The sequence below is a fragment of the Blastomonas sp. 34TW genome (assembly GCF_059803595.1).
Genome location: NZ_JAPFGW010000009.1, coordinates 1 through 16,024 on the forward strand (window position 1 = coordinate 1; position 16,024 = coordinate 16,024).

Here is a 16,024-nt window from a genome sequence, read left to right on the forward strand (position 1 = left end):
AAGCACCAGCGCTTGCACCGGTGCCTTCTCGGCACGCGACCAAATCAGCGCAAGGCGGCCCTCACCGCAGGGTTACGGTGTAGCGCCCTGGGGCGCGATCTCTCAGGCTGCGGCCAACTCCGCTTCGCGGTAAGCCTCGCCGGTTGCCATCATCGCCCAGATGATCCGGGCGTTCTTGTTAGCCAGCGCAACCGCAGCAACCTTGGGCTTCTTGCGCTCCAGAAGCTGCGTTACCCACGGCCACTTTGCGCTGCCCTGCTTCGCTTGCCGCACCACTGCCATGGCACCGACCACAAGCAGCTCGCGCAGGTAGGTGTTGCCCGCCTTGGTGATACTGCCAAGCCGCTCCTTTCCGCCGCTGGAGTTCTGGCGCGGGGTCAGCCCGATCCATGCCGACATACCGCGTCCGCCATCAAAGATAGCAGGGTCGGGAACGCAGGCGACGATCGCGCTGGCCAGCAGCGGGCCAATGCCGGGTATCTTCATCAGCTTGCGGCCTGCCTCGGTCTTGCGGGCATCGGCCAGGATGCGCCGGTCATTATCGAGGATATGCTCCTTGACCATCCCAAGCTGGGTGCACAGCACGGCAAGGCAGGCCCGTGCCTCATCGGGCAGTCGCGCATCATCCTGATCAGCGATGACCGCGATCAGCCGCTCCAGTCCTCCGCGCCCGATGGCTGCGGTGATGCCGAACTCGGCCATGTGGGCACGCAGGGCGTTGCTGATCTGGGTGCGCTGGCGGGTCAAGATCTTGCGCACCCGGTGCAGAATCATGGTCGCCTGCTGGTCGGGCGACTTCGCGCCGACGAACCGCATCGTCGGACGGGTTACCGCTTCACAGATCGCCTCGGCATCGGCCGCATCGTTCTTGCCGCGCTTTACATAGGGCTTCACGTATTGCGGCGGCATCAGCTTCACCTCGTGGCCAAGCGCCGCCAGCTGGCGCGCCCAGTGGTGAGCCGAGGCGCAGGCTTCCATCCCGACAAGGCATGGCGGCAGCTTCTCGAACAGCTTCAGCAACTGCCCCCGCGTAAGCCTGCGCCGCAGAACAGCCTCGCCCTGCGCGTTGACGCCGTGGACCTGGAAAACAGACTTGGCCAGATCCAGCCCTACAACCGATACTTGCTCCATCGTCACTCTCCTCTCCGACTCTCCCGCGGAGATTATCTCGCGGGGGTGGAGAGCCGTCCACGACATCAATATCGGTCACTCCCGGTCGCACCAAATCGAGGTGATGGAAAGCCTTCTACGGCTCCTTGGGTGCCAGTCTGTTAAGTAGGGCCTCGATCCGGTTGATGTGCCTGCTATGGTTCTCTATGCATTCAAGCTTCACAGACCCGATCTGGCTCTCTTGTATGCTCCGTGGCGCCATAGGTTGAACGATAGGTCCAGATTTTTTCGGTAGCTCAAGCAAAAGCCCGCTTGCATTTGCCCGCTCGAATAGACTCGAAAACTTGGCGAGGTTTTGTTCGTCCAATTCGCTGTGCACCTGTGGTTCGGGTATCATTCTGCAAATATCTATACAACCGAACGCACAATACGAAGCCGCGCCTCGAAAAGCATATGTCAGCTCGACTCTGTCAGCGTAGTCAGTGACAACCAACGGATCTAGCCAATCCTGCCCAGTCTGGCTCTGACACCCGCAAAGAAGGACTGTGGCAGCGAAGCCGACTGATAACTGGCGCATAGCCTTTGAATTAGACCGAAGATGATACGCCGCATAGCCCCATGGGTCAGGTTCAGGGCATGGCTGATTCCCACCCACTTTCGGCCATTCCGACCTCTCGGCCCTCGTCCCGAAAGCGGCCATCGTATGCGACGGTCCTCACCGGACGCTTACGAGCCATCCGGGGGAGGCCCACCCCCGACAGTGGTGAGAATGCTTGCGCATCCTCCCGCCATTGCAGCACGATCCTGGCCCCTGCAGCACGAGGCTGCAGGCGGTGTGGGCTCAGGCAGAGCTATGGCGTCCTTTAGGTTTGGCCTGCTTTTGGACCAGGCCTGATGCGAGATTTATAGGTCACAACGAATTCAGCTCTGCCCTGGTAAGCCGACGCCAGCGTTCAGCTGTGACAATACCGAAATTGCCTTGCTCGTTTGGTCGGCGCCAGCGAGGGGTGATCATGCGAGATAGCTCAGCGAGCGCAGTGTCATAGCTGTCGAAATCCTGCTCTGATCCTTTCGCTCCGATCGTGTAGCGTGGTTCACCTCGCTCACCGCCTCTCCTGCACGCTGTAGGGGTGAACAATGATCCGTCACGAGCTTCGGGAACGAACACAAAATCGTCTGTTTCGGTCTCGGCTTGGGCATGGACCGAGACCTGCGTGCCTTCGCCCTGTTCCCATGCCTTGGCGGCGATAAATTCCTTCCAGATCGATGGTCGGTAATCCCGGGCCTCAAGCCATCGCTGTGCAGATGCTACCGGGATAAGACCATCAGACTTGTTCGCAATCGGCGCATCGGCAGATTTGGCATACATGGCGTTCTGCAACCGTTTGGGAGTTACGCCGGTCACGGCAGCGAGTTCGTGCACGGTCAAAGGCTCATCAAGATCAATCTTGAGCCTGCCTGTGGCGGCCGTGCAGGTTTTCGCCAGTTCCTCGATGCCATAAAGGTCCAGTGGCGCTGGCAGCAGCCGGGCAAAGGTCTCGAGCTGCCCTACAGTGTTTCTGACATAGGAGGGGACGTCGGTGAACGGCTGACCGCTCGTATCCGCATTCTCCAGGTTCCAGGCGGGCATGATGCCATAGAAAGCGAATGCATGCATGTCATGGGCACCGTCCATTAGCGCGGGATAGCTGGAGTGGTCGTAGCCGCTTAGATCCCCCCAGACATCCTTCCAGTCCTCGAGACCTTCATTGGTGAGACGCGACCATTTAACTTCATCTGACGGCTGGGTATCGAGGACCAGCCTGAGCGCCGCCATGCCCCTTGCAGCGGTGACGGGGTCAAAGGCAGTGGCGATCAGTTCGCCCACGCAGGAGAAGGCCCGTAGAATGGCATCCACCTCGGTCCAGTCATAGGCCCAGTGGAATTCGGCCAAGCGGTTCCCAAATTCCTCGTTCAGATCAGGCGACTTGCTCACTTCTGCACTCCTATGGGCATATCGGATATCATGAATGCCCATTAGCGCGATTCGGCCACCCTGTCAATTGCGGGCGTATAGGATTTCTGATTTGCCCGCCATAAAGTTTGGCTGGCTACCTGATGGCGATCTGCAATTCTCCTGCGCGCTGCTTCAGCCTTTGGCGAACCTCATCACTGGCCGGGCAAACCATATAGCCTTCAGTCAATGACCCTATCATCATGGACCGCTCTCGCTCGGCGATCCTCCAGAAGACAGCGACGAGAAGGCACAGCATTGCATCAAGGCGATCCTGATCGGCTTTCCCGACAGAGGTCCGTTCGGCTTCATTTGAGCACCAGATCGCTGCCTCATTTAACCCGAATGCACGAAACTCATGCGCTGCAACGGTTGCAACACGGCGCCAGTCGAGCAGTCGAAATGTTTTGCGACGGCCGGGGTTATATTTTGGAGCACCGAGGCGCGAGCAGAATGAGGTATCGAGCGACAACAGCGCCAACGCAGGAAAAACCTCCATGACGTGAAGCCCAGAGGTTGAACTGCGCGCCTGCTCGGGATTTTCCATTGCACCAAGTCTGGCGAGGAATTTCCAGATAGGCGAGTTGTCGCAGAACATCCCGACTTTCCCGCGATTGGATGGCTGCACCCCACCGCCAGCCCAGCTGATGAGACTGGCCACCACCCGCTCAACCGGGCGCATACTGGATTGGTTCGGCACGATCGTTGGTTGATCGAGGGCAATCAGCGTCGGTCCGCTTGTCGTCCGGACACCATCTATGAATTTCAGGGCGTCGTCGAAAGTAGCCAGCTGAGGGGAATGGAATGCGATCGAGCCATCTGGTCTCAGGCCTAACGCACAGATTGCTCCAGGCGCTTTTGCGTTGTCAGTCCATGCAGAATCAAAGCCAATGAGAGTGCATTCTTCCATACCAAAAATTCCAGCTCGTTTGCTCCCGCAACGTTGCCAGCGCGGATTTTCCTATCAAAGCAAAAAGGGGTGGCCCTGCGAGCCACCCCTTCCTGTTTGCATCGGAAACGAGAGTTTCCCTTGATATGAACGGATCTGCGAGGTGCTTATATTGTGTTCTATGGCCTTTTCGCGATTGCCGTTAGGATCGGTCGGGGACTTGTCCTTCCAACGCAAAGTTCGATGATCAATGTTTGGTCGGATCGACGAGCCGATAACCCATCCCCGGCTTAGGGGTTGGCGGAAGCGGTTCTCCGCTGGTTACCGTGCGTTCTTTTCCGGTGCTGCCACCACGAGGCCCCACTTGCTCGTATTGGCCAGACCGTGGCGCTGCCTGCCCTGGCTTTAAAATCTTACCCATAAATATCATTTTCCTTTCTGCCATTCAGCGAGTCGTGCTGAGGCAGACCGCTTATACCATCAGCCCATAAAATGAACAATGGCCGAACAAAAGCGGATCACATCTCGGCGGATTAGCATCAATTTGGCTTTAGTGTTGTTTGACAGCGCTGTGGCGTTGGCGCACCGTCATCACGCGGTTAATCAGCAGGGGAAAAACAATGATCAAGCGCGCCATTGGTGTCGCAGCAGCTATTTCGGTTATTGCGATGGCCGGAACCTCAATTGCACAGGAAGCAGCACCAGCGGTGATCGCACCTGCACCTGCGCCGGCCGCTGCACCATCAACGACCTCCCGAATTGTCCCTCCCAGCACAGTTCTCACCGTGACGCCGTTGGTTGAGATCACTTCCAAGAAAATTGAGGAAGGCGACAAGTTCCAGTTCAGCGTGGTGAGCGACGTCGTTGAAGGCGGTGTCATTGCGATTCCCCGTGGCAGCGTTGTCCAGGGCACGATCACCTGGAAGACCGGTCGAGCAATCGGCGGAAAATCCGGGAAGTTCGAAGTGACCTTCGATCATGTCACCGTGAACGGAAAGAACTATAAGCTCACAGGGCTGCATCGTCAGGAAGGTCGCGGCAATAGCGTCGGCGCATTGCTCGGCTCGATGATTATATCAGGGCGGTCCGCTGTCATGCTGCCCGGTCAGATGGCAAACGCCATCACCGCAGAGCCGATACCCTTTTGATATCGGTGAACCTGAAAAAAAATTCAGCGCATAATCAGCGAAACTACCAATCCAGGATCTATTTCGACGGGTCCGTTTTCTCGCGGCCGCATGGACCCGTCGAAATCAAAATCATTCAAGGAAAAATTCCCTTTGCCTTGCACTGAGCATAATCGATATCGATTACTATAGGGATTTCAGAATTTGGCATTCTGTATCGATAACGATAGACTACTTCATAATCCTTCATAAACTCAAAAAAATCTTGATCCGAGCACAGATCTTTCGACAGTCGATCCCCTTGATTTTTCATCAGCTCATTATCTGAGCCATCCCTTCTCAAAATATTGTAGTGGTACGTAAATAACCTACCATCCACGGTAACATCTGTGAGTAGAGTTATTGGATCTAATTTCTGAGGCAGGCTCTTTTTCAGTTCGTTGGCCGATTCAAGAAGTGCATAATGGATAGGATCATCAGTTTTTTCAAATTTCGGCCGGCCTTCGGCGCGATCCATCGCCATTGCCCTTGGCGATAGTTCCTGCGTCACCGCTTCCCCATATCTGTCAAACTTACCCGCATCAGCCATGTAGAGCACTCGAATGGTCATGGCGATCGCAATGGTTAGAATCGCTGTCAGCCAAGTGCGGGCAGTTGTGTTTCCTTTTCGAGAAACGCTAGTATCTATTGCCTCATCCCACGATGTGGGTCGGTTCTTATTTAATCTTTTCAGGTTATGAAGATACGTGAAGAATGAAACGAGTGGCAACCCCATTCCCATACCAAAGAAATAGACCCTTAGCCCGCGCCTTAGCGCTTCGGCCACAGTCAGCTTTTCTCCATCATTTTTTTCAACCCTTATGCCAATGATAGCGCGGCCTATGCTATTACCAATAGTTGAAATAATAATTGCGTCGATCGCTATAGCAAATGGAAGCAGGATCATGCCGCTATATAAAGGGTGCTCGCTTCCATCAAAAAAGCCTAACAGGGTGGCAATCAAAGTAAGTGGTATCATATAGAGATTGAGGTCCAGTGTTTTGGACCAGAGCCGCTGCCACGGCGATGCGAGTGAATCCTCATCTCCCGCTTGGTGAGAAGTTTCGGAATGCGACAGATTGCCAGTCTCATGGCCAAACGCAATGCGGCTACCTTTATCCATATTAACTCATCCTTCCACCTAGCAAATATAATAACGCATTAATGCATCATCATAATTGTAGGATGGAGGTGCGCTTTCGCCAAATGGACAAATTGTTGCCTATTATTTTGGCAGATTTTCATAACAATTTATAGAAAATACACTTTCATCCATTCATACCCCTATAGATATCGCATGAGGCAGACGGTCGCGCACGTGTTCACCTCGTGTCCTGCAGGACCCCCGACATCCGTTTAGCCTGATTGAAACGGTTGCCATGCCATCCAAGGGAGCATGGCAAATCCTCTGATTCTCCATCCGATAGCGCACATCTCGCAACCAGTTGAGATCCTCGCACTTGGGCGCGTGCGGGATAATCAAGGTCTTAATAATCACGAACCGCAGATCGAGGTCTGCTTTGGGAAGATCGATGCAGCAAACCGGATAGCAGACCCGTTTGTGGCTTGGGTTGGCGTGGGCCAATTGAACCTCCTTGTGCCGGGCCGCCGGTTCAAAGGCGGCCAGCATAATGGTGAGGCCCCCAAAAGGCACCAGCGCGGGCTATTATCCTTACATCCCCAAGGCAGAACAGAAACCTTGGGCGCTGGCACAGTTGAAGGTCGCCTTCAGGCGAACCACACGGATTCGGTAAGCGAATGCCCCGGTTGGCTGCTGGCGCACGAGTCTATAGAAGGTGATGGTAAACCATCGCCCACATTGGTCTTTCTTCCGAAGACTGTGCTGATCCGAGCCCTATTCGGCAGTAGCAGCACCATGCTGAAGCAGCTGATTGATGGCAGGCGCGACAAGTCGGTTTTGCCGACTCGGTTTTCCTGGGATCGAGAGAGTTCAAGCGTTGATTCGGAGGGGAAGGTTGTCATCGTGGTTGATCGTAAGATTGACCGCTCCGACGTCATGGTCCTTGCAGCATTGCAATCTGACCCATCAAAAAAATTATTGAAATGCTACTATTCAATAAACCAACAATTTAATGTCGAGAGCGGCTTTCGAGATAAAAACGGATTGTATTTAGATTTCGAATGGCCGTGGTCTGCTGCTGTGGAATTTGAATTTCGTGGCCGATGGTTGCGTCGGGTGCCAAAATCTTCTGCGGCTCCAGATAGTAAGTGGCCATCGCGCTTTGTTATAGATGAGATCACGAAGATCTTTTCCCCCTATCCTATCAGCTCAATTGAAGTCAGATACCCGGATGAGATGCTGCGCGATCCCGAAGCTCCTCTGTCGGCCGGTCGCACGCTTCTTGCAAAGTCTGGAACTCGAACCATCCGCAGTGACGTAGCTCCGAAGAAGGCAAGAGGTTATTCAACCATTGATGTCGGCACGAGTTTCGCCAGCCTGGACGCTCTGGAAATCAAGTGGACGCCGGGTAGCGCGTATAAGGGTCCTCCTGGAATCAGCATCCGACCCGACGAAGTTGATGGAGAAACGTTCCTCTCGACTGATGATGCTGTCAGTGGCGGAGACGCTGCAACTGGGCAGGTAAACATTCGACGGTCCAGTAAATCGCAGCGTGATCCCGCAACAGACGCGGCACTAGCTCATGACCAGAGCATTCTGGATGGGCGGCGCAAGACGTGGGAAGCGCTGGCATCACTCGCAGCTAACCGCAAATGGCATGTTTCGTATTTTGTCGATGGCAATCCACAACCCAAGCCGGAAGGCTCCCTCGTTACTGATTCCCTCGCGGAGTCACCGGTTTTGGCAATCGTGGAGACAAATACTGGTTTAGTTGCTGTCGCGGATGTGGGTTCGACACCTGACAGGCCAGCCAGCTTGGGTGTATATGCCGACCCAAAAGAGGACATGAAATCACTCGCGTTAGTAATGTTTCAAAAAGGACAGGCTTGCGGCTGGAAATGGTTGCAACGTAGTGGTTCCGGTGGAGATGGTCCGAAGGTGGCGGGCCATAGGCGCTCAGCGAAATGCTGGTCGGACCCTAAGCACTACCAGTCGCTCCTGGAGGAATGGTTGGAGGAATGGTTGAAGCATTAACCTTGGATTCGCTCGTGCCATACTGAAGGGTGCTTTTGCTGCCTTTGATAGTCCATATGGCGATAAATGGCCCTTCGGCTTTCGCCGCAGATGGCTTTGAGATCACGATAATAGGCCGCTCCCTTTGTTTTACGCAGCCATGAGGCAACCGCTGCCACCTCTGCATCTGAGGCATGGTAGGGCGTCGCATCCAGATATGTGCGCAGCATGGCATCGAATGCGAATGGGACATAGGGCATGTCCTTGATTGCATGAGATTTGCAGAGGCCGGCATCGAACGACGCCTGCACGAAGCGATGAGGCCAATCCTTCGTGAGCTTGGCAACCTGGGTGAATAGCCTGAGCCGGTCTGCGACCTCGAGAAATTCGAACGGCTGACGCTCGGTTGGTTTCGGGAAGGGATCGTCAGTGCCGCCATATAGCTGGACTGTCGTTTTGCGCAGTCCCTCTGCCTTTGGACCGTTTACCAGCAATGTGGCGACTTGGCGCATGATGATGAACCACGTGGTAGAGCTTATGAATTGATCTCCGAGCTTGGCCCAGCCATTTTCTAAAGCCTGTTCGGCGCCCTTTTGCCAAGTGAGCAACTGGGCCGGAGCAGTGACCGTCTCGACCCTGAGGCTTTCATCACAGGAAAAGCACCTCCACGCCTCGGATGATTGGAGTGGCCTGACGAGTTCATGGCAATGCGGGCAGCGATCTCGCAACATGGTTCCGTGCGTTGTGCATGCCGTTACAAATCCCAACCGCCAGGGCTTCCGGAAATGAGGTCGGTCCTCGAGCAGGCACATTGGACAAAACTGCAGCCCTGGTCGATGACGGACGTTGTTATCGATCGTCGTCGGCAGCACCCATGGGTTTCGGCCGCGCTTGTTGTGATTGATGTTCAGCGCACCTTGATAGGAACCGAGCGTGCAGGCCTGAAGCGATTCTATGTCGACCTGAGAGCCGATGGCCAGCTGCTGCAACAGGTTGAGCGGAGCGAAATTGTCGAGATCCTGTGCCAGCAGATTTTTACGCGAACCCATTACAGAGTTCAGAAAAGAGATCGGCTTCATCCCCAGGCCGCGTGAAAGCCTCCCGATGTAAGAGGACAGAAGCTCGTTCGGAATGGGGCGAGGGCGGTAGGGCCAGCGACCGAACTCGCTTCGATGGGCTTGCCTGGGAGAGATTACGGCCAGGCTCATGCCAATTCAGGAACCCGCGATCGGCTTCGCTTATAGGTTATGCGATCAATAGTCGAAAGCGTAATCCTCTCTTCGTTGCTCGTGATCGCCAATTTGCAAGCATCTTCCAGCAACCTGTTGATTTCCCCAATGTAGCCGCCCGAGTGAGAATACAAATTCTGAATTAGCTGCTCATTTTCCTGAAAATTGCTTGCTTTTCGTAACGGCATAAGTCTCTCAAATGCCAATAGGACTTTGATGAACTCGCCAAATTCCAAACGCCCCAACCGAACAACTTGGTCGAGGCGGCCAACGAGGTTCCTATCGGTTGATATAAAATTCAGCAAGTCGGGCGTTCCCCCTACTATGAATGGCCGCTCAGTTTCGTTGATCAGATTCTTGAAAAACACAAAGAAGTCGATTATTTTTTGAGATATATTTGCACTTCCGATATCACGAAACTCATCGACAATGACCGTACCAACTTTACAGTGTTTCAACATCCTGATGGCATAGGCGAATATCTCCGATGTTGTTGCATTGTATCGGATCGGATATCCCAGGCTATCGAGCAGCTTCTTGAGGAACACCGTTGGATTGGGATCGTTTGGGGCTTTCATATAAACTACAGGATGCTCGGCATACTCACTGTCGGGGTCTCTCTCCGGTAGGTTTCGATTCCTGAACTCCGTCATTGTTTTACTTTTACCGGTATCAGGCTCACCTATAATGATAAGGCCTCTAGGTTTCGTGCTTGGTGCCGCGTTCATGCAATCCTGCATTTCATTAAAAGCAGCTGCTGCGTCTTTGGTTCTGATAAATATCTTGTCCCAGCACATATCGATGCGGTGCCGCCCTTCGACCTCGAGATATTTTTGAAATGAGGGATCAAGACGCGTGTTTTCAGGCACTGAGGTCATTGGGTCATATCCTGCAGTTCTTCATCGGTGATTGCGGCAACGATAGACTTAAAGTCGCCATAGGACTTGGTTCCAGGAGGCGTCTTCGCGGTCGGGTGTAGCGTTGGGATTGACTTAGCAGTCTCCACCCTATTTGAGGCCGGGGCCTTTGTTACTGCTTGCCCACTGAGCTTGCGGTGATGATTTCGCCTCGCTTCTTCTCTCCGAGCCGTTTTAGTCAACTTCACCGCATTATCTATGAGCTTCTGATTCTCTTCGATAAGCTGCGCGACATAAGCCGGTGTTGGTTCTCTCTTGCGAGCCAATGCCTCTTTAGCTGCTTTCTTCAACTCAAAGATGCTCGCTTGAGGAAAGTTGATTGCCCTGACTTTCACTGGTATCCAGTTGGGAGCACTCGAGTCCTGCCCCGAAAATTCGAAATTTTCCTTGATACGAGCCCTGCATTTGGGTTGCTTGACATATATGACGCGGACATCGAAGGGATCACGACGCACCTCTACTTGTCCAAAATCTTTTCGGTTTCTTACTAGCCACTCGATACTCTCGGAGTAATATTCTATGTGGTCAATTAGGATTCCATATCTCTGGATCGTACGCTCTTCCAGCGGATACCAATTCAGACGAAAATCGAGATCATCGACAAATATTTCGGGTGGCCGGTGCCTTTGACCTTCAGGGACGAAATAGTAACTCTTGAACTTTTCAAGAGGTGTCATGCCCAGCTCCGAATGCACCTCATTATGATATTCGTCTATTTTTAACCAAATCAATCTAGTCATTTCAGCCAAAGTCAGCGCCGCAGTTTTTTCAGGATTTTTATCCTGCTTTTCCGTGATGTTGGAGCCTGTGGCACCCGGGATATCTTTTAACTTCGATGCGAGGGTTCCATTGAACCGCTCGATAAATTGTCCGTATTGGGGAGACCCCACGGGGCGAATTTTCAGGTTGATGTTGAACGCTGCGCAACCTGCCCGCGCCATTCTGCCATCAAACTCTTTGGCATTGTCCATCTCGATCGTGGTTGGTCGGCCACGTATCGGGTTATCCCAATTGAAACCGAACTCATCTGCTACCCGATCCTTCGGGAGCATCCCGTTCATCATCATCAACCCAAAGGGCACATTGCCAGGAGCGTCCAGGCCAACATGTACGCCAAAAACCATTCGCGAGTATATGTCGATCCCAAGTGTGGCCCATGGACGACCGATCGTTCCAATTCGATTATCGGAGACCAGTTGGCCATCGACCATCCAGTGATCTATTTGAACCGCTTCAAGTGGCCTGGTGATGTTGGGATATGCTCCCCTTATCGGATCCATGGTCCGCTTCACAAAGCTCGAACCTTTCCGGTCTTTCAGCACGCGGTAGGTGGGAAGACTGGCGAGTCGCTCGCGCAACGTTGATTGACTAACCCTGAAGCCCGCTTTCTCCACAGCAAGCTTGCACGTTTTATAGAACCCTCGTTTGGATATTCCGCCCTTCTGCAGAAACAGGTCCAGGTTATCTTGGATTATGGCCTCGACCTCTGGCTTGGTGCGGATCTTGCCTCGGCCGCCATTTCGCGTTGGTGGCGGTAGGTCTCGGATATTTCCCGTCGTTCGCCATCGGCCCAGCGCGCGGTAAATTCCTGCAACCGAGGTGCCTAAGGCTGCAGCGGCAGCCTCAACCTTGGCTTTACTGTGGCGCTCGTCGTTCAGAAGACCGTGACAGGCTGCAGCCCAGGCGCTAACTTTTGCCTCCCGCACTTCGTCATGAACGATCTTCTTTCTGGCCTCGCCTCGGATTTCTTTTTCGAGGTCCTTAATTGGGGCGTAGTGGTAATCCCCGTTCTTATCGACCAGCAATAATGTGTTTAGATCAACAGGCTTTCGGACGGACATCTCCTCGCCGCCAAATACGACTTTCTCACCTTTCCTGCCTTGAATGAGTGCCATGAGAGATAACCGAATCACAAAACAATCTCACAACACTAACACATGTTCTCTAAACGTTCACCCCTGAATCTGCATTACGGAGCATTTTTAGAAACGGATCGATTTGCTTCGTTGATTCACTTTGAGACAAGACCCGTATCTCGCTTCCATCGTCGATATCTGCTGTAAGATCGCAATGAATTACTCTCCAGGCAATCAAAACATTCATCATTTCGGCAGCCTCCCATTGCCATTGGTATAGTGCTGACAACACCTCAGCCCCGTCAGCCCGAGTGAACTTACGTTTTCCGAATTTGCTCTGAAGCAGGTCGAGCGCAGAGAAGTCCGGTTGGCGGCTCAGCTCCGGCAACAGCTTCCGGGCATTGCGGTAATAGGCCGTTTCCAGGTGCCCCTCGTGAAGAACCCGGAACTCGAAACCTATTTTGGCGCACTCTTCCCGAGCAGCATAAAACTTGTCCGCAAACTCACGGCGCTTGTTTTCCAGCTCTTCCCGGCGTTTGATTTCAATGATGAACCGTTCCGGTATTGGATCGCCCTCTTCGGCGAAGGTCGCTGCGATGTCAGGGGTATATTGCCTGTCCTTACCCGCAAGGGTGTATCTGAGAATCGGCTGAGTGATGATGTCGACGACAGTTGGGACGAAGGCTATCTGTATGACGGCAGAGGCTTCCAACGCTGATTCAGTCCATTGCGGCCCCGATGGTGTGGTCAAGGCTGTCTGCTGACGAAATGACGCCGCAGTTTTTCCAATCTTGCGCTGTTCGAACTGATTTTTGAGCATGGATGGGTGCCTCCTTGCGCTCAGACAGGGGGTGGGATCACCCGAAAACGGTCTCACTATCTACCGCGTTTTCGACAACTGGTCGCACGCACTACCCGCGAATTATCACTGACTTCCTGCACTTTAGCGTCCGGAAGCTTTCTAGATTCTCACTGACTGTCGTGATTCACAGCTGACTTGACGCTGCCCCCGCCCGCCGAGGGATCGAAAGAGGTCGCGGCCAGAGTCGCCGCCGCCCGCGCGCTCCAGACCGCGCGCTATCAGGACATCAAGGCCCGCACCAACGCCGAGATCGACGGCGAGGCCCTCGAACGCTTCGCCACGCCGGACGAACCCGCGCGCCAGCTCCTCGCCCGCGCCGCCGAAGCGATGCGGCTATCGGCGCGGGGGTATACGCGGGTACTCAGGGTCGCCCGCACGATCGCGGACCTGAGCGGCACGGAGACGGTGGGCCGGGTGCATGTCGCGGAGGCGCTGAGCTATCGCAGACGGGCACCGGTGGGCTAATGACGCAACAAACGGACAAGCGATGAGTCGATCTCAAACAATGTGCGCAATTATTGCTTTCAGAACACTGCAAATGCTGTTTTTCAACACGGCTGTCTTTTTGCTCGGTTCATGCGGACAAGCATCGAAGCCCTTTCCAGAAATAGACAAGCAAAATTTACATATTGAATTGATAAGGACGGGCGGTTGCCTCGATGCATGCCCGTCATATTTGGTTCAGATAGATGGTTCGGGAAATGTAATTTTTGATACCGGAAAAACATCGGCGGAACTTGGCTTTGGAGAGGGTATTGACACCTCCTATAATACTGGCGTCAGAGTTTCCGGAAGATATCATACGAAGATACCATCGCAGAAAGTTGATACTCTCATCGCAGAGTTCAAGAAAGTCGATTTCTTCAATCTGAACGATCGCTATGCAGCAGACGTAACAGATAACCCGGCTTATATCGTTTCGATACGAACCGGTAGCGCGAGGAAATCGATAGTCGATTATGCAGGCGATCGGGCTGGAATGCCGACTACCGTCAGAACGCTTCAGGACTTGATCGATAAGGCATCTGGCTCGGACCGCTGGGTCAAGGGTACGCCCGACATCCTCCCAATACTTCTGGCTCAAGACGTTGATTTCGGCGGAGTAATTGGGCTGGAACTCATGGAAGCAGCCGCCGAGCGCAATGACGTCGCCACAATGATTCGCCTGAAAGCGCTTGGTGCACCTGTGAATGCTCAAGGCGCCTCTGAACCAGTAGAAACCTATGCCCTTAATCCGCTGCGTTCTGCCATCACAGCGCGCCAACACGATGCCATGGCATGGCTTTTGAAAAATGGTGCCGCGGGCGATCAGGAGACCCTCAAGGATGCCCTGTCCACCGCAGTTGGGATGGACAATCACCACGCTTATAAGCGCATTGCCGCCGCTTTCCGGCTCGCCGCACTCGATATAGAATTCAAGTCCAGGTTAATAGCGTCTGCGGCACGGAACGCCGATGTAGCCATAGTGAAAGATCTTCTGGCGTCAGGTGCCAATCCGCGCGGTACGATGAGTGAACAGACGGTGCCTTTCCGACCGCTTTTCGAAGCAGCGAGTGGTGGATCATACACTGAAACAAGCCATTCGCTTGTCGACCGGCGCAAAACCGTGGCCATATTGCTGAAATCAGGAGCAGAGGCTCAGACCTGTAAGAACCATTATTGCGAAACTGCACTGTTCAATGTTTCCGACCCGACCATAGCCGAGATGCTAATCAACGCAGGTGCCAATCCGAATTTTCGCGATGATGAAGGCGAGCATATTCTGTTCAGCATATCCGATGACGATGTGGCGATGGTGCTGATTGCTCATGGCGCAGACCTCAACGCGGTACGCCCAGCTGATGGTATGACTTTGGGTCGCTGGGCCCGGTATCAGGGCTGGCGCAGAGTCGTCGACCTGTTGAACCGCAAAGGGCTGTAACAGAAACGGCGGAGCATGTGCCCCGCCGTTTCGCTGTTTCAAGCTTAGAACAGCGGAGCGCCCCGGCCCCACCACCATCATCGCGTGTTACTGCGCGGTCCAGCCGCCGTCCACGGGAATCGCAGTGCCGGTGATCTGCGCTGCCGCCTCGCTCGAGAGGAACGCGGCGAGTTCGCCCATTTGCTCCGGCGTCGCGAACTGCTTGCTCGGTTGCTTTTCGATCAGCAGCTTTTCGGTCGCGGCCTCGACGCTGATGCCCTGTTCCTCGGCCATCGCCTCGATCTGCTTTTGCACCAGAGGGGTGTGGACCCAGCCGGGGCAGATGGTGTTCGAGGTGATGCCGGTGCCGGCGTTTTCCAGCGCGACCACCTTGCTCAAGCCCACCACGCCGTGCTTGGCGGCGACATAGGCCGCCTTGTGCTTGCTGGCGATCAGGCCGTGAACCGATCCGATATTGATGATGCGGCCGAAGCCCTTCTTTTTCATGTGCGGCAGCGCGGCCTGGATGGCGAAGAAGATGCCCGACAGGTTGATCGCGATCACCTGGTGCCATTTTTCTTCCGGAAATTCCTCGACGGAAGCCGTGTGCTGGATGCCGGCATTGTTGACGAGGATGTCGACCGAGCTGAGCTTCTCGACGCACAGTTCGACCATCGCCTTGACCTCATCGGGCTTCGACATGTCGGCATTGCTGTAGACGACCTCGACGCCGTATTTCTCGGCCAGGCCGGCGCGCTCCTTCTCGATCGCGTCGGCATCGCCGAAACCGGTGATGACGAGGTTAGCGCCCTTGGACGCCAGCACGTTCGCGATGCCCAGGCCGATCCCGCTGGTCGAGCCGGTGACGATGGCATTCAAACCCTTGAGCATAAAAGATCCTCTTCAATTTCAATGCGGTTGCACGACGCGGCCCGGGCGATGTTCGCAGTTGCAGCGAATCACTCTTGCCGACTCGTCTAACGTGAGTTACCCCTAGGTTCCAACGGA

The 16,024-nt window shown here is 54.3% G+C and carries 12 protein-coding genes and 1 pseudogene; 4 read left to right on the forward strand and 9 right to left on the reverse strand.

Translation table 11 applies throughout. The features are described 5' to 3' along the window. Positions 1–102: 102 nt before the first annotated feature. From OPU69_RS12185 to OPU69_RS12195, 3 genes are all read right to left on the reverse strand, one after another. A complete protein-coding gene (locus OPU69_RS12185) occupies positions 103–1,131 on the reverse strand; it encodes an IS110 family RNA-guided transposase (RefSeq protein ID WP_498511649.1) in 1,029 nt (342 codons plus the stop codon). A gap of 889 nt (positions 1,132–2,020) precedes the next feature. After that, the gene (locus OPU69_RS12190; RefSeq protein WP_498511363.1) at positions 2,021–3,085 is read right to left on the reverse strand and encodes a hypothetical protein; all 1,065 of its coding nucleotides are present in this window, start codon (positions 3,083–3,085) and stop codon (positions 2,021–2,023) included. 115 nt (positions 3,086–3,200) lie between these two features. After that, positions 3,201–4,013 carry a DUF429 domain-containing protein gene (locus tag OPU69_RS12195; RefSeq protein ID WP_498511365.1) on the reverse strand — a complete coding sequence of 271 codons (813 nt, stop codon included), beginning with the start codon at positions 4,011–4,013 and terminating at the stop codon, positions 3,201–3,203. A gap of 599 nt (positions 4,014–4,612) precedes the next feature. Here OPU69_RS12195 and OPU69_RS12200 point away from each other — a divergent pair. After that, positions 4,613–5,140: a hypothetical protein gene (locus OPU69_RS12200; protein WP_498511367.1), complete on the forward strand. Its 528-nt coding sequence runs from the start codon at positions 4,613–4,615 to the stop codon at positions 5,138–5,140. A 115-nt stretch (positions 5,141–5,255) separates the two neighbouring features. Here the strand turns inward: OPU69_RS12200 and OPU69_RS12205 are convergent, their stop codons facing one another. Beyond that, complete coding sequence (locus OPU69_RS12205) at positions 5,256–6,281, reverse strand: RDD family protein (RefSeq protein ID WP_498511369.1); 1,026 nt, start codon at positions 6,279–6,281, stop codon at positions 5,256–5,258. A 273-nt stretch (positions 6,282–6,554) separates the two neighbouring features. Between OPU69_RS12205 and OPU69_RS12210 the strand changes: the two genes are divergently transcribed. Then, a complete protein-coding gene (locus tag OPU69_RS12210; RefSeq protein ID WP_498511371.1) occupies positions 6,555–8,273 on the forward strand; it encodes a hypothetical protein in 1,719 nt (572 codons plus the stop codon). Here the strand turns inward: OPU69_RS12210 and OPU69_RS12215 are convergent. The 4 genes from OPU69_RS12215 to OPU69_RS12230 are packed head-to-tail and all read right to left on the reverse strand — an operon-like array spanning position 8,270 to position 13,074. Next, a complete protein-coding gene (locus tag OPU69_RS12215) occupies positions 8,270–9,460 on the reverse strand; it encodes a TniQ family protein (RefSeq protein WP_498511373.1) in 1,191 nt (396 codons plus the stop codon). The two genes, OPU69_RS12210 and OPU69_RS12215, sit on opposite strands and share 4 nt — an antisense overlap. Then, on the reverse strand, positions 9,457–10,359 hold the full coding sequence (locus OPU69_RS12220) for a TniB family NTP-binding protein (protein ID WP_498511375.1): 903 nt from the start codon (positions 10,357–10,359) through the stop codon (positions 9,457–9,459). Before OPU69_RS12220 ends, OPU69_RS12215 begins: the two co-directional genes overlap by 4 nt. Continuing rightward, complete coding sequence (locus OPU69_RS12225) at positions 10,356–12,293, reverse strand: transposase (RefSeq protein WP_498511377.1); 1,938 nt, start codon at positions 12,291–12,293, stop codon at positions 10,356–10,358. The genes OPU69_RS12220 and OPU69_RS12225 overlap by 4 nt, the downstream gene beginning before the upstream one ends. Positions 12,294–12,342: 49 nt before the next feature. Then, complete coding sequence (locus OPU69_RS12230; protein WP_498511379.1) at positions 12,343–13,074, reverse strand: TnsA endonuclease N-terminal domain-containing protein; 732 nt, start codon at positions 13,072–13,074, stop codon at positions 12,343–12,345. A gap of 171 nt (positions 13,075–13,245) precedes the next feature. Here OPU69_RS12230 and OPU69_RS12235 point away from each other — a divergent pair. Together OPU69_RS12235 and OPU69_RS12240 are read left to right on the forward strand one after the other, a co-directional pair. Continuing rightward, a pseudogene (locus OPU69_RS12235) lies at positions 13,246–13,581 on the forward strand (magnesium chelatase subunit ChlI family protein); the annotation flags it as partial. A 73-nt stretch (positions 13,582–13,654) separates the two neighbouring features. Then, entirely contained in the window at positions 13,655–15,037 is a 1,383-nt protein-coding gene (locus OPU69_RS12240; RefSeq protein ID WP_498511381.1) for a DUF6438 domain-containing protein, read from the forward strand. 87 nt (positions 15,038–15,124) lie between these two features. Here the strand turns inward: OPU69_RS12240 and OPU69_RS12245 are convergent, their stop codons facing one another. Continuing rightward, a complete protein-coding gene (locus tag OPU69_RS12245; protein ID WP_498511383.1) occupies positions 15,125–15,907 on the reverse strand; it encodes a 3-hydroxybutyrate dehydrogenase in 783 nt (260 codons plus the stop codon). Positions 15,908–16,024: the final 117 nt, after the last annotated feature.